This window comes from Mesorhizobium sp. B2-1-8 (assembly GCF_006442545.2).
Classification (GTDB): domain Bacteria; phylum Pseudomonadota; class Alphaproteobacteria; order Rhizobiales; family Rhizobiaceae; genus Mesorhizobium.
Map to the genome: position 1 here is coordinate 4,797,896 of NZ_CP083952.1, position 25,167 is coordinate 4,823,062.

Below are 25,167 nucleotides of genomic sequence, written 5' to 3' on the forward strand. Positions count from 1 at the left end.
GACCGCAAAGGGACCTAACGCCAATGACCATTCTGCTTTATGATCTCGTCGGGCGTGACGAGGGCCGTCCGTTCAGTCCGCATTGCTGGAAGGCAACGATGGCGCTGGCCCATAAGGGACTTGACATCTCGACCGCGCCGACGCGTTTTCTCGAAGTGCCTGCCATTGAAGGCGGCGTCTCAAAAACCGTTCCGGTCATCCGCGATGGCGACAAGGTCGTCGCCGATTCCTTCGCCATCGCGCTCTATCTCGATGAGGCCTATCCGGATCGCCCGACGCTGTTTGGCGGCGAAGGCGGCAAGGCGATGGCGCGCTTCATCGAGCGCTGGTCGCAATTGACCATCCACCCCTATGTTACGACCGCGGCGCTCGTTGACCTTCATGCCATGCAAGACGAGGAGAATGCCTCCTATTTCCGCCAGAGCCGGGAGCAGCGCTTCGGCAAGCGGCTGGAGGACGTCGTCGCCGCACGCGACGCCGGCCTGGCAACCTTCCGGGCAGCGCTGGAGCCGCTGCGCTCCATGTTGAGCTACCAGCCGTTCATCGGCGGCGCCTCGCCGCTGTTTGCCGACTATATCGTTTTCGGCGCACTGCAATGGGCACGCATCGCATCGCCATACAAGTTGCTCGAAGACAGCGACGCGGTGGCGCAGTGGTTCACCCGCTGCCTCGACCTGCATGGCGGGCTGGGACGAAAGGTTTCCGCGGCAGCGTGACGGGCGCAGCGACCTGCCTGCCGGCAAGGCAGTTCGAGCGCCGTCAACCTGTTGCGAGAATCAGCGGTGGAACAGTTGGGCCTATTTGGCGGCCTTCTTTGGCTTGCTGGCTTTCGTGGCGGTCTTTTCTTCCTTGGGGGCGGCCTTTGCCTTGCCGGCGCCAGATGCCTTCTTGGCTGGCTTCTTGTCCGCCGATGGCTTCCCCGCGTCCTCCCGATCGACGTCGGCCGCCGCCTGGTGCCAGTGGCGTTCGTGGTGACCGGCCGGTTGCCCTTCCTCCTGCCAGATCTGATGTGCACGGTTGCGAATGCGCTCCTGACGATCGTCTGCCATGGTCATTTTGTCTCCATTCGGCCCGACTTCAGCGCGGCGCCGACCGAGCGACTATAGCAAGCAAACCGTTGTTTTACAGCCGTCTGATCTCGCTTCCCCGGCGCCGACCAGCCACGGAAGCACGCACCTTCTGACCCCTCGCTATCGCTCCGGACATTCATCGCTCGAAAAGCCAAGCAATTGGCTTCCCGCCCGCTGCGCGGAGTGCTCCTCACCCCGCTCCTCATCCCTCTTGGCAATCAGCCGGGCGGCTTGTATAGAGCCCGCCACTCTCAATTCGAATTCAGACAAGGACGACCCATGGCGCTCGAACGCACTTTTTCCATGATCAAGCCGGACGCAACGCGGCGCAACCTCACCGGCGCCATCACCAAGATGCTGGAAGACGCCGGCCTGCGCGTCATCGCCTCGCGCCGGGTGTGGATGAGCCGCCGTGAGGCCGAAGGCTTCTACGCCGTCCACAAGGAGCGGCCGTTCTTCGGCGAGCTGGTGGAATCCATGTCCTCGGGCCCGACCATCGTGCAGGTGCTGGAAGGCGAGAGCGCCATTATCAAGAACCGCGACGTGATGGGCGCTACCAACCCGGCCAACGCCGCCGAAGGCACCATCCGCAAGGTGCATGCGCTGTCGATCGGCGAGAACTCGGTGCACGGCTCCGACGCGCCGGAAACGGCCGCGCAGGAGATCAAGTACTGGTTCTCGGACACCGAGATCGTCGGCTGAGCCGACAGTCCATATCTCACATGCAAGAAAGGCCGGCGAAATGTCGGCCTTTTTTCGTATAGGACATGGTCTCAGGCTCTGCGGCATCTCACATGAAGCGAGCCGCCGCAAAGTCCGGCAAGTACGAGATGCGTGAATAGACCGGGCGCCGAGCACCGTCGCGATGGAGTCGACCCGACCATGACCAGCGCCATTCCAGGGTTCTTCCAGGGCACCGATATGCCGACCAGCGGATGGTGGGAGGCGCTGTGGCCCGACCCGGCGGCAGTGCTTGCGGCCACCGGGATCAAGCCGGGTATGGACGTGATCGATCTCTGCTCCGGCGATGGCTGGTTCACATTGCAGATTGCCAGGGTCGCGCGTCATGTCACCGCCATCGATATCGACGCCGACTTGCTCGAAGTCGCGCGCCGGCGCCTGACTGAAAATGGCCTGTCGAATTGCGACTTCGTGGCGGGCGACGCCTATGAGATTGCCAGCCTGGCAGCCCGACCCGCCGATTTCGTCTTCATGGCAAACGCCTTTCATGGTGTTCCGGATCAGCTCCGCCTGGCCCGCGCGATCCATGCAACGCTTGGCCCGTCAGGCCATTTTGCCATAGTGAACTGGCATCGGACGCCGCGCGAGCGGACGGTGGTGCTGGGCGAGCCTCGCGGACCGAAGACCGAGTTGAGACTGTCGCCGGAACAGACCATCGCCGCCGTCGAGCCGGCCGGTTTCAAGCTGGCTGAAATGGTTGACGTGCCGCCTTACCACTACGGCGTCATCCTCGTCCCATCGTCCGCGGCAGTTCCAGGAAAAGTGTGAAACGGTTTTCCCGGGGAAAGCGAGTAGCAATTTCCCCGGAATTGCTCAGCTCGCGGCGCTGAAGCGCAGGATTTCGCGGCCGCCCTTATCTGATATGGCGAGCTTGCCGGCATCGACAGTGTACGACGCCGCCTTGGCCAATGCATCGAACAAGGCTTTTTCCTCGGCCATCAGATCGGGCGGGCAGGCTTTGTAGGTCGAACCGATATCGCTGATCGCGATCGCCTGGCCCTCGACCTTCGTCGTGGCAAAATAGGTGTTGCAGGGACCGCTGCCACCGGCCTTGCCGGCCTCGCTGACCCTGAACGTCGCCTGCGGCGCGGTGATGGCGCCAATGCCATCGACATAGTCGACCACCCAGAGCTGATCAAAGACGGAAGCCGCTGGCTCCTTGCTGGGTGCGACCATCTTCAGCACGATGGTCTGCGGCGCGTCGGTCAGTGGATCGAGCTGATGGCGCACATCTGAGATGAACATCAGCCTTCCGTCCACAGTGATCCGGGCCTGCAGCGCGTAGGTCATCCGCGGCCGGATGACTGAGGGGTCGAATTTTATCTCGAAGCTGATCGGCACCTGGCCGGCGGGCTCGATCTTCTGTTGCCCGATGATCTTGGCCGGCGCGTCGGCCAACGAGACGTCGGCAAGCTCGACGGAAAGCACGGCGCTGGGTGGCAATGCGATGCGCTCGCGATAGATCACCTCGCCCCTCACCGCCTTTTCCGCGGCAGCGGACAGCTCCGGCACCGCCAGGATGCCGACGATCAGGGGCACCAAGCCGAAGACGAAGAATTCGGCGATCCTGTCCAGCATGACCGTCTCCCTTGCCCAAATCAGTCACGCGACCAGTTGGCAGAAGGATTGCGGTCGTTCCGTGACGTCTGCACGGCATTATTCGGACGGCGGCTGCTTCCAGCGCCGGGCTGCCTCAGCGTCGGTTTCCTTGGCGTCGACCCAGCCGCCCTCGGAGCCGTCGGTGCGATGTTCCTTCTTCCAGAAGGGTGCACGTGACTTGAGGTAGTCCATGAGGAAGTTCGCCGCCTCGAACGCCGCCTGGCGGTGCCCCGAAGCGGCCACCACCAGCACGATGTTCGCCCCCGGCGCGATCTTGCCATGGCGATGTATGACGGTGAGGCCTTGCAGCGGCCAACGCTCGGTGGCTTCGGTTGCGATGCGGCCGATCTCGGCTTCAGCCATGCCCGGATAGTGCTCGAGCTCAAGTGCCGAGAGTGCGCCCTGCTCGTCGCGGCACAGGCCGGAGAAGGTGACCACCGCGCCAATGTCGGCACGGCCCTGCGTCAGCGCGGCGATCTCGGCGGCAACGTCGAAATCCTGGCGCTGGATGCGCACATTCGGCACCAGGACGGCCGACATGAGTGTCAGCCCCCGGTCATCGGCGGGAACAGTGCGATCTCGCGTGCGCCCGATATCTTCTCGCGGTGATCGACATGTTCCTGGTTGATGGCGACGCGGATCACATCGGGATATTGCAGCGCCTGTTGGTAACCTTCGCCGCGCGACTGCAGCCAGCGCAAAAGGTCGGCGACCGTCTCGATGCCGGCGGGCAGTTCGACATCTTCTTGCGATGTGCCGATCCGTTCGCGAACCCAGGCGAAATAGATGAGACGGGTCGTCATCTCACTCGTCCATGATGTGCTTGAGGCCGGCGCGGAAATAATCGTAGCCGGTGTAGAGCGTCACGAGGGCCGCGACCCACAGCAGCACGAGGCCGGTTTGGGTGGTCAGCGGAAAGATCTTGTCACCGGCAGGTCCCGCCAGCAGGAAGGCGATGGCGACCATCTGGATGGTGGTCTTCCACTTGGCAAGCTGCGTCACCGGCACCGAGACCTTGAGCGCCGCCAGATATTCGCGCAGGCCCGAAACCAAGATTTCGCGACACAGGATGATGATCGCCGCCCACAGCGACCAGCCGGCGATACCGGCGTGACGATCGGTGTCGGCCGCCAGCAGCAAGAGGCAGGTGGCGACCAGCAGCTTGTCGGCGATCGGATCGAGCATCTTGCCGATGTTGGAGGTCTGCTGCCAGGCGCGCGCAAAATAGCCGTCGAAGTAGTCGGTGACCGATGCCAGCAGGAAAATGACCAACGCCGACCAGCGGGCGAAGTCGCTCGATTTCAGATGGCCCTCCAGAAAAAAGCACAGCACGACCAGCGGCACCGCGATGATGCGGGCGTAGGTCAGCATGTTGGGCAAGTTGAACGCGCGCTGGGCCATGTCTGGTGGACTCTTTCTGCCTGCGTACTCAAATCAGAAGCGGATGTAGGGGGTCAACAGGCCAGATTCGACTGGCCAGCTGAAAGTGGCGATTTTTTCAGCTCTCGTGGAAATGATTGTAGACCAGTTTCGCGACCTGCTCGGAAATGCCGTCGACTTTCCTCAGATCCTCGATTGCGGCACGGCTGACCGCCTTGGCGGTGCCGAAATGCAAGAGAAGCGCGCGCTTGCGGCCGGGGCCGATGCCGGCGATTTCGTCGAGCGGGCTCTTGACCATTTCCTTCTTGCGACGGGCCCGGTGTGACCCGATGGCGAAGCGGTGGACCTCGTCACGCAGCCGCTGGACGAAATAGAGTACTGGATCGCGAACGGGCAGCGAAAACGAGTCCCTGCCCTTGACGAAGAAGCGTTCGCGGCCTGCATCGCGGTCCTGCCCCTTGGCGATGCCGATGGCGACGACCCGGTCCTCGATGCCGAGATCCGACAGGATCTTGCGCACCGCCGTCATCTGGCCCTGACCGCCATCGATCAGGATGACATCGGGCCAGGCAGGGAAGCTTCCGGAGAGATCCTCCTCGATATCGTCGCCCGCCTCGGCTGCCATCACCTCGCCCGCTGCCGCATCGTCGGCCAGGACAACATCGCCATGCTCCTTGAGCAATCGCGAAAAACGCCGCTCCATCACTTCGCGCATCATGCCGAAATCGTCGCCCGGCGTGATCTCGGTCGAGCGTATGTTGAATTTCCGGTACTGGTTCTTCACAAAGCCTTCCGGCCCCGCGACGACCATGGCGCCGACGGCGTTGGTGCCCATGATGTGCGAGTTGTCGTAGACCTCGATGCGCACTGGCGGCTTGGCCAGGCCGAAGGTCTCGGCGAAACCGGCAAGCAGCCGCGCTTGCGTCGAGGTTTCGGCCAGCCGGCGGCCGAGCGCCTCACGCGCATTCTGCAAGGCGTTGTCGGTCAGGTCCTTTTTCTCGCCGCGCTGCGGCACCGAGATCGCCACCTTGCGGCCGGCGCGGGTCGAGAGCGCCTCGGCCAGCAGTTCCTGGTCGTCGACGGCCTGCGACAGGAGAATGGCACGCGGCGTCGGCTTGTCGTCATAGAACTGCGCCAGGAACGAGCCCAGTACTTCCGATCCCTCCAGCGCCGGATCGGCCTTCGGGAAATAGGCGCGGTTGCCCCAGTTCTGACCGGTGCGGAAGAAAAACACCTGGATGCAGACCTGGCCGCCTTCCTGGTGGATGGCGAACACATCGGCCTCGTCGACGGTCGCCGGGTTGATGCCCTGATGGCTCTGCACGTGCGACAAGGCGGCCAGCCGGTCGCGATAGATGGCGGCGCGCTCGAAATCGAGGTCTTGCGAAGCCTGCTGCATGGCAGCCGAAATCTCGGTCTTCACCTTCTGGCTGCGACCCGAGAGAAAGTCCTTCGCCTCGGCGACCAGATCGGCGTAACCCTGATGCGAGATTTCGCCGGTGCACGGACCGGCGCAGCGTTTGATCTGGTAGAGCAGGCATGGCCGCGTGCGGTTCTCGTAGAAGGAATTGGTGCAGCTTCTGAGCAGGAAGGCGCGCTGCAGGGAATTGATGGTGCGGCCGACGGCGCCGGCCGAGGCAAAGGGGCCGAAATAGTCGCCTTTACGCGAGCGTGCCCCGCGGTGCTTGTAGATGCCGGGCGAGACATGGTCGCCGGTCAAAAGGATATACGGAAACGACTTGTCGTCCCGCATCAGCACATTGAATCGCGGCCGCAAGCGCTTGATAAGATTTGCTTCGAGCAGCAGCGCCTCGATCTCGGTGCGGGTGACGACGAACTCCATCGTCGACGTCTCGCGCACCATGCGGCCGATGCGGTTGGTGTGGAATCTGCCTTGCGCGTAGTTGGTGACACGCTTCTTCAGGCTGCGCGCCTTGCCGACATAGAGCACGTCGCCCGCGGCGTTCATCATCCGGTAGACGCCGGGCGCATTGGGCAGCCGCTTGACCAGCATCTGGATCACCTCGGCTCCGACCATGCCTTCGGCGTCGCCCGCATGCGGCGTCCAGTCGATGGCCGTGAACGCGACATCCGGGCCAACCGGTTCGACGATCTCCTCCAGCGCCTCGTCCTCGAGGTCGATTTCGGGAGGAAGATCATCAGCGCCGCCGCGCGCCCTGTTCTTGTGATCCAAAGGACTCATTCCGCCATGCCTGTCACATCGGGCGTCTGCCATGCAAGATGCTGGCCGCCATCGAGCGCGATCATCTGGCCGGTGACCGAGCGCGCCTGCCAGAGATAACGGATGGTGGCGCCAAATTCCGGCAATTCCGGGCCGCGTCTCAGAATGAGGCCGGCGACCTGCGCGTCAAAATCCGAATCGTCCTGGCGCGCGTTCTTCAGCGTCGGGCCTGGCCCGATCGCATTGACGCGGATGCGGGGGCCGAGCGCCTGCGCCAACATCTGCGTCTGGGTCCAGAGTGCCGATTTCGACAGCGCATAGGAAAAATAACGCGGTGTCGGCCGCCAGACACGCTGGTCGATGATGTTGACGATCAGCCCCTCCTGCCCTTCCGGCAAGGAACGGGCGAAGTTCTGCGCCAAAAGCGCCGGGGTTTTCACGTGAATGGCAAAATGGCGGTCCCAGGCATGCCAGTCGAAATCCTCGACGGAATCATCGACGAAGAGCGACGCATTGTTGACCAGCAGCGAGATTGGACCCAACGCGGCTTCCGCCTGACCGACGAGGTCGCTGACAACGTCCATATCGGTCAGATCAGCCGCAACCGCGGCGGCGCGGCCGCCCGACCGGTTGATCGCCGCGGCCAATGCATCCGCCTTATCGTGCGAGCGATTGGAATGGATGGCGACCGCAAAACCATGGCTGGCGAGGTCCTCGACGATCGCCTTGCCGATCCGTTTCGCCCCACCGGTCACCAGCGCCACGGCAGTGGCTTTGCTCATCTGCTGTCAATCCTCAATTTCGGCCCGAAAACGCGACGCCGACGAAATATGGCCCGGCATGCGTTAAACGGCGTTCGCACCTGGGGCAACATTGTGGCGAAGTGCCCGGTTCGGCATGCCGGGCCCTCTTGGACTCGGAACCGCCGGACCGCAATATAGGTCGCTGGAGTCCTTGCACCAAGCCGCGTGCAGCGCAGCATGAACTTGCTGCTGACATTTCGCTGTTGCGAAGATGCAACGTCAAGCTTCTGCCTCATTCGTGCCGGGTAATGACCCAAGTTCAGGTTCGGTTCAGCCGCATTTTGACACGACATTCGGAACCGACGAACGCCAGATCCGTTTCACCCCCCGGGCGGGTCGATGGCGATCGTGAGAAACAAGCCTGTGTCCTGTGGCTTAAGGAGTAAAGAACAATGCAAGCCAATCTCAAATTCGCACGGCCGCTGGCTGTCGCGCTCGGGCTCTTCGCCCTCGGCGGTACCGCTTATGCTGCGGACGTCGTCCAGGAAGAGCCGCCGGCACCCGCTCCGGTTGCCGAACTTCCGGTCGCCTCGTGGGCCGGCCCCTATGCCGGTATCAACGTTGGCTACGGCTTCAGCGGCAAGACCAAGGAAAAGGATTTCGGCGTTTCGACCGATACCAAGGGTTTTGTCGGCAGTGTCTTCGGCGGCTATCAGTGGCAGCAGGAGAACTTCGTGTACGGCGGTGAAGCCGAACTCGGCTACAACGGCGTGAAGGGTGACGACAACGGCATAAACTCCAAGGGCGGCTTCGAAGGCTCGCTGCGCGCCCGTCTCGGTTACGCCGTGACCCCGGAAATCCTGCTCTATGGCACCGGCGGTCTCGCCGGCAGAAGCCTGAAGGTGGAAGACTCCGTCATTCCTGCCAGCGACACCGCCACCATGCTCGGCTGGACGGCCGGCGTCGGCACCGACATCAAGCTGACCGACAATGTGTTCGGCCGCGTCGAGTATCGCTACACCGACTTCGGCAGCAAGAGCTTCGACGGCATCGGCAAGGTCAAGGCGACGGACAACCGCGTCACCTTCGGCCTCGGCATGAAGTTCTAAGACGTTCAAGCCACGACACGAAAAGCCGGGCCTCGCGCCCGGCTTTTTTTATATCCGGTCGCTCAGGCCGGAACAGCAGATTTGATCGCTCAGGCCGGAACCGCGGACTTGAGCTCCGGGAACTTTTCGTCGAAGCGCGCCGCCCAGCGGGTCAACCGGCTACGCCCTTTCTCCCACTGACCGCCAAAGCGCAGCGAGAGATAGCCGAGGCAGGCACGCAACGCCAACTGACCGGCCGTGATCTTCTTCGGCAGCTTGGGCGGATTGGCGTTGAGCAGATCGAGTGCTGCCGTGATCTTCGCCCACTGGCGGTCGAGCCAGGGCTGATAGACCATCTCTTCGGGCCGGGTGCGGCGCTCATAGACCATCGACAGCGCGCAATCGCAGATACCGTCAGCCAGCGCCTCCAGCACTTCCGCTTCCAGACGCTTGTCGGGGTTGCGTGGAAACAACGCGTTCTTCGAAATCCGGTTGAGGTGCTGGGTGATGGCTCGGCTGTCGTGAATCGAACGGCCATCGTCGAGCACCAGCACCGGGATTTTGCCGAGCGGATTGGCGCCGATCAGTTCGGCCGGCCTGTCCTCGGTCTTGACCGGCACCTCATCGATTGCGATCCCGGCATAGGCTGCGGCCATCCTTACCTTGGAGCTGTAGGGCGAGGCGGACGCGTAGAGCAGCTTCGGCATGATCGGTTTCCTGTTTGCGACCGTCCAGTGTTGGCCGGACACACTCTTGCGATCAATCGCCAGAGTGCAAAATACCAACGACCAGAAACCGGCCGCGGTTTTCCATCCTGGCATCATCACAGCCTGAAGCCGGTATGCTGGAAAAGTATTAGCAGGCCTCGACAGCGAACTGCGGGGATTCGAACCTGCATTCACACTTCACAGGCGCCCATACTTCGCAGGCGCCAGGCATCGGGCCGAGATCTTCGCCAACCACGGCGAGGAGCGAAAGAACGGGCGAGCGAGGCAGCCAACCGGCGCCTCGCTTTGCTTGCCCCTCGGCCCCTTTCCGACGTTCAGCCCAGAGGGCTGAACCCGCTGCCGAACATGCTCCGATCCAGAGCGTCTGAGCGTCCTTGCCGGATCCCGAAGGACAGGTGACGCTCCAACGATCCGTCTACTTCTTGGCCGGAGCTTTCGCTTTCGCCTTCGCAGGCGCTGCCTTTGCCTTCGGCGCCGCGGCTTTCTTCACCGCCGGCTTGGTCGCGGCCGCGGCTGCTTTCATAGCTGGCTTGGCCGCCGGCTTCTTGGCCGGTGCCGCTTTCGCTGCCGGCTTAACCGCGGCTTTCGCGGGCGCTGCCTTCTTCGCTGCCGGCTTCGCCGCGGGTTTGGCGGCCGCCTTGGCTGCCGGCTTCTTGGCCGGTGCCGCTTTCGCTGCGGGCTTCGCCGCGGCCTTCGCGGGCGCTGCCTTCTTCGCTGCCGGCTTCGCGACGGCCTTTGCCGCTACCGCGGGTTTCTTCGCCGGTGCCTTGGCCGCGGCTGCCTTCGGCTTGGCGGCAGGCGCTGCTTTCTTCACTGCCGTTGCGGCCTTCGCCGCGACTGCTTTTGCGGGTGCTTTCTTTGCCGGTGTCTTGGATGCCGGCGCTTTAGATGACTGCTTAGCCATGTCATGCCCCTTCACGTTATGCCGATGGCCGTGAATGACCCCGGCGCGCAATGCATATCTGACTCGCGTCTCGCTAGCCAGCGAAGCAATGATATGATTTTCTCAACTTAACTTTTGGTTGCGATCGACACACAATCACACTCATCATCGGAAAAATCCACTGTTGATCTTCTGACGTCGCCAGCAATTTGATACCGGCATTCCCGATGCGAGCTCGCCATCAAGCTCCCAAGACTAGCGAGCAACTTCACGCATGATCTTCGGCCGTGAATATCATGACTCGCCGCCTCATCGAGACGATCATCTTTTGCAAGCGAGCGGTCCGTGCGGATCACGAGCGCGATGCGACGCCCGATCTGAAGATCACCTTGTCAAGCATGTTTCGAGCACCAGCTTTCTGATTGACAGAATACTCTGTAATGCAGAGTATTCTGTCGGTCAGTGATCGTGCCTTGGATTTCGGCCATATAAAGGCAGTGACGCCAAGGTGGCAGAGATTGCCGAGTCACACGGCGACAGCGAGCTTGCCGCATTGGAGCCTATTGATGAGCGCCAACGACATTATCCACCAGAGTACGCGGCTCAGGATCATGGCCGTCCTGAACACGCTGGAAAGGCGCGAGGCCTTGGAGTTCACCCAGTTGAAGGCCATGATCGAAGCCACCGACGGCAATCTCGGGGGACATCTCGATACGCTGGCCAGAGCTGGCTATGTCGACATTGAAAAGCTTTTTGTCGGGCGTCGGCCGCAGACACGGGTCAGAGCCACGACGGCCGGGCGCCGGGCCTTTCGCGGCCACATTGCCTTTCTTCGCAAGATCATCGATCAGGCAGAGGCAACGCGGCGCGGAAAATAGCCCTGCAATTGGACGAACACCTGGCAACGCCGGCGCCAAAGCGCCTGCAACCGCTTCGGGCAGCAGGCGCGAAAAAAGGTCGGGAAAGACGCGTTCAGCGCAGGACGCGGCAACGGCCGTTGTAGACCATCCAGCGATCGAAGCCCGAGACGCAGAACTCGACATTGTCGCCGATCGAGGCAAAACCCTGGCCTTCCTCGATCAGATAGAAGATCGACCGGTCCCGGCCATCCGACAGGCTGACGGTTGCCCGGCAATAGTGACGGCCGATCGGCCATTCCTCGCTCGCCTGCTCATAGCGGTGCTGGCGAATGTCGCGAAAATCGGTGATGGCGACATCGGGCAGATGCGGCACGTGATGCACCTGGTAGGAGAACCGATGCGTGATCTTGCTCAGCACCCATGTCTCGCCACAGACGCTGCCATCGTTCTCGGAATAGACGGCGAGGTCGGCCGCATGGACCGCCTGGGTGATACCGAGAGGCGCGGCAAGGGGCGTGCAGAGCGAAATCAGGGCAGCAAGTGCGGATTTGGCGAAGCGAGTCATGGCAGCCTCTCAAGGTCGATTGCGCGCACTGTGCGGATTCGCTCGGCGGCGGTCAAGCGGTTGCCGAAACAATGGTTTCCAGAAGCCGGCGCCGGGCAGTTGCTGTAAGCAGCAACCCGCAGACAACGGCGAAGTTCCCTGCGGGCGGATCGTGCGGTCGTACGGAGCAGGCGGTCGAAGGCGGCTAGACCTGCGGCGGGGCCTGCTCGCCGGCCAGCCATTCCATCGACCAATGCGCCGGCTTTTCCACGGCAAGCAATTTGTGCAGTGCCGGTAATAGGGTTCGCAGTTCGCCTTCCAGCATGAAGGGCGGATTGACCACCACCATGCCGGTGCCATCGAGGCTGGGTTCCGAAGAGGCCGGCCTGATCTCGAATTCTATGTCGAGGACTTTCGGGATGCCGGATTGCTTCAGCGCTTTCCTGAAGGCGATGATCGCCTTGCGGTTCTTGATCGGATACCACAGCGCGTAGATGCCGCTGGGCCAGCGCCTGTGCGCTTTCGCCAGCCCCTCGACGAGGCGGCCGAACTCACCCTCTTCCTCGAAGGGTGGGTCGATGAGCACCATGCCGCGCTTTTCCTTGGGCGGCAGGTGCGCGCCGAGCGCAAGCCAGCCGTCAAGTTCCATCACCCTTGTCTGGAAATCGCCGGCGAACTCCGTCTTCAGCTTCGCGGCGTCTTTCGGGTGCAGCTCGATCGCCGACAACCGGTCCTGCTTGCGCAGGAGATTGCGTGCGAGCAGCGGCGACCCCGGATACTTCTTCACACCGCCCTCGGGATTGAGCGAGCGCACCGCCGCCAGATAGGGCGCCAGCAGCGCCGCCGCCTTCGCGTCGAACGAGGCATCGATCAGCCTGCCGATGCCGCCCTGCCACTCACCGGTCTTTTGCGCTTCGAGTGACGACAGGTCGTAGCGGCCAATGCCGGCATGGGTGTCCACGACACGAAACGCCTTGTCCTTCTGTTTGAGATAGTCGAGCAGGCGCGTCAGCACGACATGCTTGACGACATCGGCAAAATTTCCGGCATGATAGGCGTGGCGATAGTTCATGTGGGACCCCTGCCCCATCGTGGCGGCGGCGGCTGCGAGTTCGGATTTTCCGGTCGCCCGCCACCAGAACGCAAAGACAGCAGGAATCCGATCAAGCCGACCGCCATCAGCGAGAAGCCTATCGGCCGCGCGCGGTCGTCGATTTCGCCGACGCCGGAGCGCAAGACAAGGTCGACCGCCCGCATCGGTATGTCGTCGGCATCGCCCGGGCCGACGGTGAAGAGGTAAGCGCCTGGGCTGACGGTGGCAATCAGGCCGGCTTCGTCGCGAAAGATCTTGTCGGGCAGTTGCGGGCTGGCCTGGCGTGGATTGTCCGCATGGTTGAACTGCAGCGTCGAGGCAAGCACCGTGCGGCCGTTGGTGGCCGCGGTCAGCGTCAGCACCGTACGCTGCTGCGAAACGATGCGTTCGGCCCTCGCGGTCAGGTCCACCAGCACCCGCACCGGCGCATCGCCCGGGGCAAGTTGAACCGTCACCGGTCGGAATTGGCCGCCCTCATAAACGCGGTATGTGCCGACCGCCCTGCCCGAGAAATTGCTCACCGCCCACGGAGAGAAAATGCCGATGGCGGCGCCGGCGATCAGAAGCAGGATACAGAGAAAGCGCATCGAAAAACCTTGGCTATTTCTACTTCTGCTCGCTATGGCTGCCGCCCTGCGCGGACCTGTCCAGGGTAGCAGTGCGGATCCGCTCCATCTCGTCCAGAAGCATCTCCAGGCCAAGATCGAAGGTTTTGTCGAATTCAGCGGTGCCGAAGTAACGTCCCGCGGCGGCGATGTTGGGGAAATCGCGCTCAAGCTGCTCACTGCCGACCGTTGTGACCGCCGACGGACCCTTTGAGTAACCGGCGGTCTCGTCGAGCACCGCCCCCGCTAGATAGTACCCGACCGCACGGAACAGCCTTGCGGCCATTTCCTGATCGAAGCCGCCGTCATTGAACAAGCCCACGATGTTGTTGATATAGCCAAGGCAAATGGGCGAATTCATGCGGTAGCTGAGAAAATAGCTCGCGAAGGCCGGATGCTCGCGACCGATACGCCGATAATCCAATACCGCCATGCGCATCCTCTGGCGCCATGGCAGATCCGGATCAGGCATCTTCAACGGACCAATCAGCCTGTCGACCAGCGCCTCAAAGAGATGCGCCTGCGACGGGAAGTGATGGTAGATGCTCATTGCCTCGCAACCAAGTGCTGCCGCCAGCTTGCGCATCGAAAAGCCGGAAAGGCCCTCCCTCTCGATCACCTCGAAAGCCGCGTCCTCGATCATTTCGCGCGACAGACGTCCGCGCGCTCTCTTTTTCTTGATTGATTGATCCATCGCGCTGCTTGACAACTTACAGTGTAAGGTTCATCTTCGCCGTCACCTTACATCGTAAGGCTAACAAAGACCAGAGGAGAAAACCATGTCGTATCATCGCATCGTCAAATCCGTGCAGTCTTCATCCCAACGTGCGTTCCTGTTCGCCGCCGCGGCCTGCGTGCTGTCGCTCGGCACCGCGGCGGCCCATGCCGACGACTATGATGCAACCCTCAAGGACATACAGTCGACCATGGGCGGTGTACCAAGCTTTGTGAAACAGTTTCCCAAAACCGGTCTGCCCGGTGCCTGGGCGGAGGTCAAGGCCATCGAACTCAGCGACAAGACGGCGCTGCCGCCCAAGGTCAAGTCGCTGATCTCCCTGGCCGTGGCGGCACAGATCCCTTGCACCTACTGCATCTGGTCGGACACGCAGGACGCCAAGCGCGCCGGCGCAACCGATGAGGAAATACAGGAAGCCGTGGCGATGGCGGCGCTGACCCGCCACTGGAGCACTGTCTTCAACGGCATGCAGGTCGATTTCGATACATTCAAGAAGGAAATGGGCGGGCAGTAAGTCTCAAGTGCTCTACAGAGATGACTCGGTGCGCGGGTCGTCTCTGGTCTGCATCTCGGCTTCGGGTGCTGCCTAAGCCTTGCGCTCCCAGCGGCGGTCCGCGGTCTGCTGCCAGTACGTCACGGCGTGGCCCGCGTCCTTCATCGTCTTCCAATGCGCCCGGGCCATCTCGACCTGGGCCGCGTCATGGCCATCAAACAGGAACACCGCACGCTCGTAGCCGGCAAGGTCGGGCGCCGCCGCGCCGTCGACCAGGAACCTGATCTTGGCTCCGTTGGGATTGCCGTCGCCGGTGGTCAACAGGATTGGTTGTTCATCTGGATAAGCTTCGCGATCGGTCGCGTGTGCCAGAAAGGAATCATCGCGGAAAGTCCACAGATGCTGGTCCAGCGCGTCGCGCCGCTCCTCGGTGCCGGTCTGCACCACGGCGCGCCAGCCGCGATCGAGGCTGCGCTCGAGCAGGCCTGGCAGCGCATCTTCCAGCGTCGATTCGGTCAGATGGTAGAACAGCACATCGGCCATGGATCGACGTCAGCTCTCGTAGTGATCACGCACCAGCCGATCCAGCAGCCGCACGCCGAAACCCGAAGCCCATGACTGGTTGATCTCGTTCAATGGCGAGCCCATCGCGGTACCGGCGATGTCGAGATGCGCCCAGGGCGTGTCCTTGACGAAGCGCTGCAGGAACTGCGCGGCGATGATCGCGCCGCCATAGCGGCCACCGATGTTCTTCATGTCGGCATTCTTGGAATCGATCAGCTTGTCGTATTCGGCGCCGAGCGGCATGCGCCACAGCCGTTCCTGCGTTGACTGTCCGGCCGCGGTCAGCCTTTGCGCCAGTTCGTCGTTGTTTGAGAACAGGCCGGCATGATGCAGGCCGAGCGCAACCATGATGGCGCCGGTCAGCGTCGCCAAGTTGACCATGAATTTCGGCTGGAAGCGGTCGTTGCAGTACCACAGCGCGTCGGCCAGAACGAGGCGTCCCTCCGCGTCGGTGTTGAGCACCTCGATGGTCTGTCCCGACATCGAGGTGACGATGTCGCCCGGGCGCTGGGCATGACCATCGACCGCGTTTTCGACAAGACCGATGATGCCGACAACATTGGCCTTGGCCTTGCGCGCGGCGAGCGCATGCATCAACCCGGTCACGGCGGCAGCGCCGCCCATGTCGCCTTTCATGTCCTCCATGCCCGACGCCGGCTTGATCGAATTGCCGCCGGTATCGAACGTGACGCCCTTGCCGATGAAGGCGACCGGGCTGTCCTTGGGCTTGCCGCCGTTCCATTGCATGACCGCCATGCGGGCGCCCCGGGGCGAGCCTTGCGCGACACCGAGCAGCGAGCCCATGCCGAGCTTCTTCATTTCCTTCTCGGTCAGGATCTCGACCTTGACGCCGAGCGCCTCGAGGTCCTTGGCGCGGGCGGCGAACTCGACCGGTCCCAGCACGTTTGCCGGTTCGTTGACGAGATCGCGCGCCAGAAGCACACCGTCGATCACCGCCTCGGCATCGGCGAAGGCTTTCTTGGCGCCTGCCGGGTCGGCGGTATGGATGGTCACCTTGACCGGCTTTTTCGGGTCGGCTTTACCGCCCCCCTGGCCGTCGTCCTTATCCTTCCTGGTCTTGTACTTGTCGAAGGAATAGCCGCGCAAAAGAATGCCCGCGGCGAGGTTCGCGGCGTCCTTGCCATCGGGCGAGGCACCGGCCACGTCGAGGACCACGGCGACGTCGGTTGCCTTGCGCAGCGATGCCGCAATGGTGCCGCCGAGCTTCAGCCAGGCATACTCGTCGAGCCCCGACACCCTGCCGGCGCCGACCGCGACCAACCTGTCGAGCGATGTTGCTTCCGGCGCCAGGATTTCGACAGTGCTGGCGAACTTGCCGGCAAACTCGGCGACCGGGAAAGCCCGATCCAGCGTCTTGCCCGGATCGTAAGCCCTGGCCGCATCGCTCAAGCCATCATCCGCCGACAGCACGAAGACCGTGCCCTTTCTGTTCGCTGCCGACTGGGGCGCGGCGAATTTTGCAAAGGCGATCGACGGTCTCGGGTTCATCATGTCCTGCTTTCGGGGATTGCGCGATGATGCGCGAAGCGGTTTGAAGCGATCCGCGACATTTGGTCGTTTTCCGGCATTTGGCAAGACTTTGCCAAAATGGCTACCCATATGAGACACGGAATCGATGGCGATTCGTCGCGGCACGGCCCGCTTCAAGCCGCAACCTGTTGTTAACCATCGATGTTCGTCCTTTCTTATCCATTGCCGCCGACACTCCGGCCTACCGCGGCACGCGACGTGGGACGGGAACCGGCTCGCCTGCCAATGCAGCCCAACGGAGCCAGTTGTGCGGGCGTCGCCGGACAGCTACCCTTGGCGTGGTGGCATGATGCCGTTCGAGAAAATCGAGTAAAGCCTTCATGAAGGTCGTTGAACGCTACATCATGCGCCGCGCTTTCGTGGTCTTCCTGGCAGCACTGGTCTGGACGCTGGCCATCGTGTGGACGACGCAAGTACTGGCCAAGATCAACCTGGTCACCGACAGCGGTCAGTCAGCCTTGACCTTCTTCGAGGTCGCGTCTCTTATTCTCCCCTCCATCGTTCCGATCGTCGTGCCTTTCGCGCTCGTGGTGGCCGTCGCCCAGACGCTCAGTGTGATGAATTCGGATTCGGAACTCGCGGTGGTCAACGCATCGGGGGCCTCGCGCTGGACCATCGTGCGGCCGATCATGCTGCTGGCGCTGGCCGCCAGCGTCTTTTCGTTCGCCGTGGACAACGGCATCGACCCCTATGCACGACAGAAGAACCGCGCGCTCGTGGCGGAGTCGCGCGCCGATCTTTTGTCGCTGATCATCCAGGAAGGCACGTTCCGGAAGATCGAGGACGGACTGTTCCTGCAGATTGGCGAGCGGCTTCCCGACAACCGGCTGGGTGGCATCTTCGTCGCCGATTCGCGCGAGGAAGGCGTCAATCTCGTCTACTATGCCAAGACCGGCAGCATCATCGAGCGCGGCGGCGAAAAGGTGCTGATGATGAATGACGGCGTCATCCATCGCAAAACGCTGACGGGCGACCTCAGTGTCATCCGGTTCACGTCCTATGCCTTCGACATGTCGGCCTTCATGTCGGCGGCCAACCAGGTGACGCTCCTTCCAAAGGACCAGACGACGCAGTACCTTCTCAATCCAAGCCCCAACGACAAGAACTATCAGCAAAATCCCCAGGAATACCGGGCCGAGGTCGACCAGCGATTTACGGAATGGACGTACTCCATGGTTTTCGCGCTGATCGCGCTCGCGGTCGCGGGAGACGCGCGTTCGCATCGCGAGGCGCGCGTCAATCCGCTGATCACGGCCATCGCGATATCGCTGTTCGTGCGCTGGCTGGGCTTCTTCGCCGCCAGCAAGGCCGACGAGGTCCCGCAATATTCCTATATGGTCTATGGCGTACCGATCGTGGCTTCCGCGGTGGCGATCTGGTTCATCGTGTCGAACCGGACCATGGAATTGCCGGTCGCCTGGGCGGACTGGATGACAAACCTGGCCAGCCGCATCGGTGACGGCTGGAATGCCCTCAAGCTGCGTCTATCCAGGCGTGACACCTCGGGCCAGGGAGCCGGCTGATGGGCTGGACTCTGGGCCGTTACTTCTTCTTCCGCTACGTGGCGATCACGATCTGGTTCTTCCTCGGCCTTCTGGCGCTGGTATTCCTGATCGATTTCACCGAACTGTCGGGCCGCACCACCGGCCTGCCGGGGTTCACCTATGGCACGGCGATGGCCATTTCAGGCCTTCGAATGCCGATGATCATGCTGCAGACGGTGCCGTTTGTCGGCTTGTTCTCGGCGATGGCGACGCTGGTTTCGCTCAACCGACGTTACGAACTCGTCATCGCACGGTCCGCGGGCGTTTCCGCCTGGCAGTTCCTTTTGCCATGCTGCATCGGCGCACTGCTGTTTGGCGCCGTGTCGGTCGGGATCATCAACCCGCTCGCCGCGCACGCCTTCTCCTTGTCCGAACAGATCGAGACCGAGCTGCGCTCCGGCAAATCCAACACGGTTTCGGCTGATGCCGCTCCATGGATTCGCCAGAAAACCAGTTCCGGCGACACGATCATCGGCGCGCGCGCCATCCTCGGCCAGGGTCTGGAGATGGCCGACGCGGTCTTTTTCATCCTCGACCAGCAGGGCAATATCGTCGAGCGCAAGGATGCGGCGCGTGCTTACCTGCGCGACGGCTATTGGGAATTGCAGGATGTGAAGACCTTCAGGAACGGCACCATCCAGACCGTCGCGAACGATCGTGTGCCGACCAATCTGAAGCCGGAATTCGTGCAGGAGCGGCTGGCGCGCCCGGAGACGATTCCCTTCTATGACCTGCCCGGAAAAATCGAGGTTGCCCGTTCCTTCGGCCTCAAGGCAAATGCCTTTGCCATGCAGTTTGATTCGCTGGTGGCGTTGCCGTTCCTCCTCGTCGCCATGACGCTGATTGCGGCAACAGTTTCAATGCGATTTGCGCGAATGGGGCAGTCGGCAACGATGATTCTAGGTGGCGTCGTTGCCGGGTTTCTGCTTTATGTCGTTTCTGTGCTGGTGAAGGCGTTCGGCGTGGCGGGGTTCGTGCCGACTGCGATAGCCGCCTGGGTGCCGGTCGTGGTAGCTATGTTCTTCGGGGTGACTTTCCTGCTATACAAGGAAGACGGCTAGTGAGGGAGGCGTTTTTGCCCAGCGACAGGCAGGCCCGTTTGGCGCGCCTCTATGCGGCGAGCGCCTTGGCGTGCCTGCTTGCCTGCGGCGTCCCGCTGCCGGCGTTCGCGCAGGATGTCGGCAACATGGCGGCCACGGTGCCGTCCGGCTCGCAGATGCTGCTGGCCGCCGACACGCTGGAATACAACAACGACAACCAGACGGTGACCGCCATCGGCGGCGTGCAGATCGACTATGGCGGCAACCGCCTCGTCGCCCAGAAGGTCGTCTACAACCGCAACACCAAGCGGATGGTCGCCAGTGGCAATGTCGAGATCGTCAACAGCGACGGCACCAAGATCAATTCGCAGCACATCGACATCACCGACGATTTCGCCGACGGTTTCGTCAACGCGCTACGCGTTGAAACCGTCGACAAGGCCTATTTCGCCGCCGAAAGCGCCGAACGCATGGGCGGCGTGCTGACCACCTTCCACAATGGTGTCTACACCGCCTGCGAACCGTGCGAGGACAAGCCCGACAAGGCACCGACATGGCGCGTCAAAGCCAGGAAGATCATCTGGAACGGCGAGAAGAAGACGGTTCGTTTCGAGAACGCGAATTTCGAGTTCTTCGGCTTTCCGCTGGCCTACCTGCCGGCGTTCGAGATCGCCGACCCGACGGTGAAGCGCAAGAGCGGCTTCCTGATCCCCAGCATCGGCTACAACAGCCATCTGGGGTACAGCGTCAAGGTTCCCTACTATTTCGCCCTTTCGCCGACATATGATCTGACGGTGACCGGAAGCGGCTACACCAAGCAGGGCTTCCTCGGCGAAGCCGAATGGCGCCAGCGCTTCAACAACGGCCAATACACTTTTAAGGTCGCCGGCATCCAGCAGCAGAATCCCGACGCCTTCATCGACAGCGCCGGCCGCAATATCGATTCGGGCGCAGTGGGCGATTCCAACAAGTTCCGCGGCATGATGGGCACGCAGGGGCAGTTCGCCATCAATGAACGCTGGAATTTCGGCTGGGACGTGCTGTTGCAGACCGACAAGGATTTCTCGCACACCTACAACATCGCCAAGTACAACGAATACGTTCACCAGTCGTCGGTCTACCTGACCGGTCTCAATGACCGTAACTATTTCGACGTGCGCGCCATGCATTTCGAAGTCCAGGAAAACACGCTCAACAGCAATCCAGCAGCGCGAAGCGGCCAGCAGCCGTGGGTGCTGCCCTCGCTCGACTATGCCTATATCCCCGACACATCGGTCGCCGGCGGCCAGTTGTCGCTCAACGTCAATACGCGCGTCATCCGTCGCGAAGATCTCGACGAGGCTTTCAACAAGCCATACGACCCTGCCACGCTGGCACAGCGTGTCCGTGGCATAGAAGGCGAGTCTGGCCGACTCACCACCGAAGCCGAATGGAAGCGGACATTCGTTACCGATGATGGGCTGGTACTGACACCGCTGCTGGCACTCCAGGGCGATGTTGACTACGTCCGCGCTTCATCGGCTTCGCTGGCGGCCATTCAGGAGATGGCCGCCAACCCTGTGATAAATACCAGCGAAGACATGCGCTCGTCCTTTGCCCGTTACATGGCGACCGCCGGGCTCGAGATGAGCTGGCCGCTGTTGTTCTCCCTGGCCAGCGGGTCGAGCCACGTTGTCGAGCCGATGGCACAGGTGTTCCTGCGTCCGAACGAACAATATGTCGGCGGTCTCTCCATTCCGAACGAAGATGCTCAAAGCATGGTTTTCGACGCGACCACGCTGTTCGAACGCGACAAGTTCTCCGGTTATGACCGCATCGAGGGCGGCTCGCGTGCCAATGTCGGGCTGCGCTATTCCGGCTCCTACATCAATGGCTGGGGCACCAATGCGATCTTCGGCCAGTCCTATCAGATCGGCGGCGAAAACTCCTTCGCGGCACCCGATCTGGTCAATGTCGGCGCAAATTCAGGGCTTGAAACCACCAAGTCCGACTATGTCGGCCTGTTTGGCATAACCAGCCCCAATGGCTTCGCCGCCTCGGTCAGCGGTCGTTTCGACGAACAGAGCTTCGAGATCCGCCGCGCCGAGCTGAAAGCTGCCTATTCCGGCCTGCCGGTGTCGTTGAGCGCCAAGTACGCCTTCATCCAGGCCCAACCGCTCTATGGTTTCACGACCGACCGTCACGAGGTCACGCTCGGCGCATCGACGCATCTTGCCGAGAACTGGCGCGTGTTCGGGACAGGAACCTACGACTTGCAGGAGGGCCTGCTGGTCAAGGACGGGGTCGGCTTCGCCTACAACGATTCCTGCTTCACCTATCTGATGACGTATGCGCAGTCGCGTGACCTGAACACCAGGGAAGTGACGCAGAGCATCGGATTCAACCTGTCGTTCCGCACCCTCGGCGACTTCGGCTCGTCTACCAACGCAATCGACACCATCCAATAAGTGGCGACATCGTTTCGCCGCATAGGGCTGGCACGGATTCGCGTATCCGGAAGAGGGACGGAATTGGGCGGAGCCGGGATAGAATTGGGATGCCAACGATGAGGAAATACCTCTTTTCAGCAGGGTTCGCGCTGTTCGTGGCGGCGACATCCGTGTCGATGACCGTGATGACGCTGCCGGCTTTCGCCAGCGCGATCAAATACGTCGTCAACGACATAGCAATCACCAGTGGCGATATCGCCCATCGTGCCGCCTTCCTGAAGCTGCAGCGCAAGAAGGGCGACGCTGCCCAGGAAATGATCGACCAAACACTGCGCGTCGCCGAGGCCAGACGGCTCGGCATCCGTATCAGCGATGCACAGGTCGCGGCCGCCTACCAGCGCTTTGCCACCAACAACAAAATGGAACTCGCTCAGCTCGATGGCGTCATGGAAAAATCCGGCGTCGGCAAGGATCATTTCAAGGAATTCATCCGTGCCCAGATGGCATGGAACCAGGCCCTGAGCGCACGTTACCGGTCCGGCGAAGGTGGCAGCGTGACCGAACAGGACGCGGTGCGGCGCATGCTCGACAAGGGCGGAGCCAAGCCGAGCGCCATGGAATACATGCTGCAGCAGGTCATCTTCGTCGTGCCAGCGGCAGAACGCAGCGCGACGCTGGCCAAACGCAAGCGCGAGGCCGACGCCATGCGTGCCCGCTTCAACGGCTGCAACACGACGCGCGAGTTCGCCAAGGGCCTGATCGACGTCACCGTTCGCGACCTCGGCCGGGTGCTGGCGCCGCAACTGCCGCCGGACTGGGCCGAGCAGATCAAAGCGACCAAGGTCGGTGGCGCCACCGTCACGCGCGAGACCGAACGCGGCGTCGAATTCATCGGCATCTGCTCGTCGCGCGAAGTGTCCGACGACAAGACGGCCCAGATGGTGTTCCAGAGCGAAGGCTCCAACGACAAGGCCGCCGACGATCTCAGCAAGAAATATGTCGACGAGCTGAAGGCGAAAGCCCGCATCGTCAAGCGCTGACGTGGGCAGCGCGATGACCGCGCTGGCGTTGAGCGTCGGCGATCCGTCCGGTATCGGCCCTGAAATCGCCATCGCCGCCTTCCTTGCGCGCAACGCCGTCGGCTTGCCCTCCTTCTACCTGCTGGCCGACCCGGCCGTGGTCGCCTCTCGCGCACGCCACCTTGGCGTCTCGCTGCCTATCGAGGAAGTGATGCCGGTGCAGGCGATCGAGGTCTTTGGCCGCGCCTTGCCGATCGTTCCCCTGACGGCGCGCTTCATCGACAGCCCCGGCCGACCCGACCCGGCCAACGCAGCCGGCACCATCGAAGCGATCGACCGCGCAGTCGCGGCCTGCCTTGCCGGCGAGGCGGCTGCCGTGGTGACCTGCCCGATAGCCAAGAAACCGCTCTACAATGCCGGCTTCCGTTTTCCCGGCCATACCGAATATCTGGCGCATCTGGCGGCTCGGCACAGCGGCCTCGAGGCGATGCCGGTGATGATGCTGGCAGGTCCCGACTTGCGCACGGTTCCCGTCACCATCCACATCGCTCTGGCCGAGGTGCCGAAGGCCCTGAGCACCGAATTGATCGTCGCGACCGCGCGCATCACCGCGGCCGACCTTGCCAACCGCTTCGGCATCGCCAAGCCGCGGCTCGCCATTGCCGGCCTCAATCCGCATGCCGGCGAAAGCGGCTCCATGGGCCTGGAAGACGAGCATATCGTGCGCCCGGCGGTCGACATCCTGCGCGCTCAAGGCATCGATGCTTTCGGCCCCCTGCCCGCCGACACCTTGTTCCATGCCCGGGCGCGGGCGGGCTACGATGTGGCACTTTGCATGTATCACGACCAGGCATTGATCCCGGCCAAGGCGCTGGCCTTCGACGAGGCGGTCAACGTCACGCTGGGCCTGCCCTTCATCCGCACCTCGCCCGACCACGGCACCGCCTTCGACATCGCCGGCAAGGGCGTGGCGCGACCCGACAGCCTGATCGCAGCACTGAAACTTGCCAGAAGACTCGCCGACATCGACGCAAAGGCCGGCACCGCATGAGCGCTTCCGCTTCCGGTCTTCGCGCGAGCATCGATGGGCTGCCGCCACTGCGCGACGTCATCGAGCGCCATGGGCTGCAGGCGAAGAAGGCGCTCGGCCAGAACTTCCTGCTCGATCTCAATTTGACCGGCAAGATCGCACGCAGCGCCGGCGACCTGACAAATGCCACGGTGATCGAGGTCGGGCCTGGGCCTGGAGGGCTGACAAGGGCGCTGCTATCGAACGGCGCCCGCCGGGTCGTCGCCATCGAGCGCGACGAACGCTGCCTGGCAGCGCTCGCCGAAGTCTCGGCTCATTACCCCGGTCGGCTGGAGGTGATTTCGGGCGACGCGCTGAAGACCGACTTCGCCGCCCTCGCCTCGGGGGCCGACCACGGTCCTGTCCGGATCGTAGCCAATCTGCCCTACAACATCGGCACCGAACTGCTGGTCCGATGGCTGACGGTTCCGGACTGGCCGCCCTTCTACGCCTCGATGACGCTGATGTTCCAGCGTGAGGTCGCCCAGCGCATCGTCGCGGCACCCGACAGCGATGCCTATGGCAGGCTGGGTGTGCTCGCCGGCTGGCGCACGCAGGCCAGAATCGCCTTCGACGTCCCGCCCCAGGCCTTCACGCCACCACCCAAGGTCACCTCTTCGGTGGTGCACCTGGAGCCGCGCACGACACCGCTGCCCGCCGATGTGAAGAAACTCGGCCGGGTCACGGAAGCCGCCTTCGGCCAACGCCGGAAGATGCTGCGGCAGAGCGTGAAAAGCCTCGGCGGCGAGGCCTTGCTCGAACGAGCGGGGATCGACCCGACGCGCAGGGCGGAAACACTCAGCGTCGAGGAGTTCGTGCGGCTGACGAATGCGGTCTAGCGCCGGCAAGTCTGGAATTGCCACGATCAAGACATAGGTAGTCTGGCGAACATGCCGGAGAACCAAGAATGCCCGCCTATGTCATTTCCGATGTCACGGTCCGCGACGAAGAGGCGTTGCGGACATACCGCTCCCGCGCCGCGGCCTCGATCGCCCGGTATGGCGGGCGCTATCTGGTGCGCGGCGGTCAGGTGCAGACGCTGGAAGGTGAGTGGCATCCGGAGCCGCTGATCGTTGTCGAATTTCCTGACATCGAGCAAGCACGGCGCTGGTACGCATCCGCCGAATATGCGGCGGCGCTGGAGGTGCGCGATGCCGCGCTCCACCGACGTCTGATCCTGGTCGACGGCATGGCGCCCTGACGCCA

Annotated in this window: 28 protein-coding genes; 13 read left to right on the plus strand and 15 right to left on the minus strand. The window is 62.6% G+C overall.

Translation table 11 applies throughout. The features are described from left to right. Nucleotides 1-23 precede the first annotated feature (23 nt). Complete coding sequence (locus tag FJ970_RS23635) at nucleotides 24-716, plus strand: glutathione S-transferase family protein (protein ID WP_140761978.1); 693 nt, start codon at nucleotides 24-26, stop codon at nucleotides 714-716. Nucleotides 717-797: 81 nt separating this feature from the next. Here the strand turns inward: FJ970_RS23635 and FJ970_RS23640 are convergent, their stop codons facing one another. Further along, nucleotides 798-1,055 carry a DUF2934 domain-containing protein gene (locus tag FJ970_RS23640; protein WP_140761981.1) on the minus strand — a complete coding sequence of 86 codons (258 nt, stop codon included), beginning with the start codon at nucleotides 1,053-1,055 and terminating at the stop codon, nucleotides 798-800. A 294-nt stretch (nucleotides 1,056-1,349) separates the two neighbouring features. Here FJ970_RS23640 and ndk point away from each other — a divergent pair, with 294 nt between their 5' ends. Beyond that, a complete protein-coding gene (ndk, locus tag FJ970_RS23645; RefSeq protein ID WP_140761984.1) occupies nucleotides 1,350-1,772 on the plus strand; it encodes a nucleoside-diphosphate kinase in 423 nt (140 codons plus the stop codon). A gap of 180 nt (nucleotides 1,773-1,952) precedes the next feature. Then, nucleotides 1,953-2,579 (plus strand): class I SAM-dependent methyltransferase, encoded by a 627-nt coding sequence (locus FJ970_RS23650; RefSeq protein ID WP_140761987.1) that lies wholly within the window; start codon nucleotides 1,953-1,955, stop codon nucleotides 2,577-2,579. Nucleotides 2,580-2,624: 45 nt separating this feature from the next. On the opposite strand, the gene FJ970_RS23655 is transcribed toward FJ970_RS23650, so the two are convergent. From FJ970_RS23655 to FJ970_RS23680, 6 genes are all read right to left on the minus strand, one after another. Beyond that, nucleotides 2,625-3,389 (minus strand): YbaY family lipoprotein, encoded by a 765-nt coding sequence (locus FJ970_RS23655; RefSeq protein ID WP_140761990.1) that lies wholly within the window; start codon nucleotides 3,387-3,389, stop codon nucleotides 2,625-2,627. Nucleotides 3,390-3,467: 78 nt separating this feature from the next. Beyond that, on the minus strand, nucleotides 3,468-3,950 hold the full coding sequence (locus FJ970_RS23660) for a molybdenum cofactor biosynthesis protein MoaE (protein WP_140761993.1): 483 nt from the start codon (nucleotides 3,948-3,950) through the stop codon (nucleotides 3,468-3,470). Between the two features lie 5 nt (nucleotides 3,951-3,955). Further along, the gene (gene moaD / locus FJ970_RS23665; RefSeq protein ID WP_140761995.1) at nucleotides 3,956-4,213 is read right to left on the minus strand and encodes a molybdopterin converting factor subunit 1; all 258 of its coding nucleotides are present in this window, start codon (nucleotides 4,211-4,213) and stop codon (nucleotides 3,956-3,958) included. A 1-nt stretch (nucleotide 4,214) separates the two neighbouring features. After that, nucleotides 4,215-4,811, minus strand: coding sequence for a CDP-diacylglycerol--glycerol-3-phosphate 3-phosphatidyltransferase (pgsA, locus tag FJ970_RS23670; protein ID WP_140761997.1), 597 nt, complete (start codon nucleotides 4,809-4,811; stop codon nucleotides 4,215-4,217). Between the two features lie 97 nt (nucleotides 4,812-4,908). Next, nucleotides 4,909-6,993, minus strand: a complete 2,085-nt coding sequence (uvrC, locus tag FJ970_RS23675; RefSeq protein WP_140761999.1) for an excinuclease ABC subunit UvrC — start codon at nucleotides 6,991-6,993, stop codon at nucleotides 4,909-4,911. Continuing rightward, nucleotides 6,990-7,754 (minus strand): SDR family oxidoreductase, encoded by a 765-nt coding sequence (locus FJ970_RS23680; RefSeq protein WP_140762001.1) that lies wholly within the window; start codon nucleotides 7,752-7,754, stop codon nucleotides 6,990-6,992. Before FJ970_RS23680 ends, uvrC begins: the two co-directional genes overlap by 4 nt. A gap of 413 nt (nucleotides 7,755-8,167) precedes the next feature. Here FJ970_RS23680 and FJ970_RS23685 point away from each other — a divergent pair, with 413 nt between their 5' ends. Beyond that, the gene (locus FJ970_RS23685) at nucleotides 8,168-8,824 is read left to right on the plus strand and encodes an outer membrane protein (protein WP_140762004.1); all 657 of its coding nucleotides are present in this window, start codon (nucleotides 8,168-8,170) and stop codon (nucleotides 8,822-8,824) included. Nucleotides 8,825-8,913: 89 nt separating this feature from the next. Here the strand turns inward: FJ970_RS23685 and FJ970_RS23690 are convergent, their stop codons facing one another. Next, entirely contained in the window at nucleotides 8,914-9,510 is a 597-nt protein-coding gene (locus FJ970_RS23690; protein WP_140762007.1) for a glutathione S-transferase, read from the minus strand. Nucleotides 9,511-9,946: 436 nt separating this feature from the next. Further along, complete coding sequence (locus tag FJ970_RS23695) at nucleotides 9,947-10,345, minus strand: hypothetical protein (RefSeq protein WP_227791885.1); 399 nt, start codon at nucleotides 10,343-10,345, stop codon at nucleotides 9,947-9,949. A gap of 635 nt (nucleotides 10,346-10,980) precedes the next feature. Here FJ970_RS23695 and FJ970_RS23700 point away from each other — a divergent pair. Then, complete coding sequence (locus FJ970_RS23700; protein ID WP_140762013.1) at nucleotides 10,981-11,292, plus strand: transcriptional regulator; 312 nt, start codon at nucleotides 10,981-10,983, stop codon at nucleotides 11,290-11,292. A 94-nt stretch (nucleotides 11,293-11,386) separates the two neighbouring features. On the opposite strand, the gene FJ970_RS23705 is transcribed toward FJ970_RS23700, so the two are convergent. The 4 genes from FJ970_RS23705 to FJ970_RS23720 all read right to left on the minus strand — a co-directional run bounded on the left by FJ970_RS23705 (nucleotide 11,387) and on the right by FJ970_RS23720 (nucleotide 14,159). Continuing rightward, nucleotides 11,387-11,839 (minus strand): hypothetical protein, encoded by a 453-nt coding sequence (locus FJ970_RS23705; RefSeq protein ID WP_140762016.1) that lies wholly within the window; start codon nucleotides 11,837-11,839, stop codon nucleotides 11,387-11,389. 184 nt (nucleotides 11,840-12,023) lie between these two features. Next, a complete protein-coding gene (locus FJ970_RS23710; RefSeq protein WP_140762019.1) occupies nucleotides 12,024-12,890 on the minus strand; it encodes a 23S rRNA (adenine(2030)-N(6))-methyltransferase RlmJ in 867 nt (288 codons plus the stop codon). Next, on the minus strand, nucleotides 12,887-13,498 hold the full coding sequence (locus tag FJ970_RS23715; protein WP_140762022.1) for a hypothetical protein: 612 nt from the start codon (nucleotides 13,496-13,498) through the stop codon (nucleotides 12,887-12,889). Before FJ970_RS23715 ends, FJ970_RS23710 begins: the two co-directional genes overlap by 4 nt. A gap of 19 nt (nucleotides 13,499-13,517) precedes the next feature. Beyond that, on the minus strand, nucleotides 13,518-14,159 hold the full coding sequence (locus FJ970_RS23720) for a TetR/AcrR family transcriptional regulator (RefSeq protein WP_227791887.1): 642 nt from the start codon (nucleotides 14,157-14,159) through the stop codon (nucleotides 13,518-13,520). 136 nt (nucleotides 14,160-14,295) lie between these two features. Here FJ970_RS23720 and FJ970_RS23725 point away from each other — a divergent pair, with 136 nt between their 5' ends. Further along, nucleotides 14,296-14,766 carry a carboxymuconolactone decarboxylase family protein gene (locus FJ970_RS23725; protein WP_140762026.1) on the plus strand — a complete coding sequence of 157 codons (471 nt, stop codon included), beginning with the start codon at nucleotides 14,296-14,298 and terminating at the stop codon, nucleotides 14,764-14,766. A 72-nt stretch (nucleotides 14,767-14,838) separates the two neighbouring features. Here FJ970_RS23725 and FJ970_RS23730 read toward each other — a convergent pair whose 3' ends face one another. Together FJ970_RS23730 and FJ970_RS23735 are read right to left on the minus strand one after the other, a co-directional pair. Further along, nucleotides 14,839-15,288: a DNA polymerase III subunit chi gene (locus tag FJ970_RS23730; protein WP_140762029.1), complete on the minus strand. Its 450-nt coding sequence runs from the start codon at nucleotides 15,286-15,288 to the stop codon at nucleotides 14,839-14,841. A gap of 9 nt (nucleotides 15,289-15,297) precedes the next feature. Further along, nucleotides 15,298-16,818 (minus strand): leucyl aminopeptidase, encoded by a 1,521-nt coding sequence (locus tag FJ970_RS23735; protein ID WP_140762084.1) that lies wholly within the window; start codon nucleotides 16,816-16,818, stop codon nucleotides 15,298-15,300. Between the two features lie 362 nt (nucleotides 16,819-17,180). On the opposite strand from FJ970_RS23735, the gene lptF reads away from it, so the two are divergent. The 7 genes from lptF to FJ970_RS23770 all read left to right on the plus strand — a co-directional run bounded on the left by lptF (nucleotide 17,181) and on the right by FJ970_RS23770 (nucleotide 25,162). After that, a complete protein-coding gene (gene lptF / locus FJ970_RS23740) occupies nucleotides 17,181-18,383 on the plus strand; it encodes an LPS export ABC transporter permease LptF (protein WP_140762032.1) in 1,203 nt (400 codons plus the stop codon). Next, nucleotides 18,380-19,465 carry an LPS export ABC transporter permease LptG gene (gene lptG / locus FJ970_RS23745; protein WP_181178731.1) on the plus strand — a complete coding sequence of 362 codons (1,086 nt, stop codon included), beginning with the start codon at nucleotides 18,380-18,382 and terminating at the stop codon, nucleotides 19,463-19,465. The genes lptF and lptG overlap by 4 nt, the downstream gene beginning before the upstream one ends. Then, nucleotides 19,465-21,891, plus strand: coding sequence for an LPS-assembly protein LptD (locus FJ970_RS23750; RefSeq protein WP_181178727.1), 2,427 nt, complete (start codon nucleotides 19,465-19,467; stop codon nucleotides 21,889-21,891). Before lptG ends, FJ970_RS23750 begins: the two co-directional genes overlap by 1 nt. An 89-nt stretch (nucleotides 21,892-21,980) precedes the next feature. After that, nucleotides 21,981-22,913, plus strand: coding sequence for a peptidylprolyl isomerase (locus FJ970_RS23755; RefSeq protein WP_181178728.1), 933 nt, complete (start codon nucleotides 21,981-21,983; stop codon nucleotides 22,911-22,913). Nucleotide 22,914: 1 nt separating this feature from the next. Then, nucleotides 22,915-23,943 carry a 4-hydroxythreonine-4-phosphate dehydrogenase PdxA gene (gene pdxA, locus FJ970_RS23760; protein WP_140762042.1) on the plus strand — a complete coding sequence of 343 codons (1,029 nt, stop codon included), beginning with the start codon at nucleotides 22,915-22,917 and terminating at the stop codon, nucleotides 23,941-23,943. Beyond that, the gene (rsmA, locus tag FJ970_RS23765) at nucleotides 23,940-24,800 is read left to right on the plus strand and encodes a 16S rRNA (adenine(1518)-N(6)/adenine(1519)-N(6))-dimethyltransferase RsmA (RefSeq protein WP_140762045.1); all 861 of its coding nucleotides are present in this window, start codon (nucleotides 23,940-23,942) and stop codon (nucleotides 24,798-24,800) included. Before pdxA ends, rsmA begins: the two co-directional genes overlap by 4 nt. Nucleotides 24,801-24,868: 68 nt before the next feature. Next, nucleotides 24,869-25,162 carry a DUF1330 domain-containing protein gene (locus tag FJ970_RS23770; protein WP_140762048.1) on the plus strand — a complete coding sequence of 98 codons (294 nt, stop codon included), beginning with the start codon at nucleotides 24,869-24,871 and terminating at the stop codon, nucleotides 25,160-25,162. Nucleotides 25,163-25,167 lie beyond the last annotated feature (5 nt).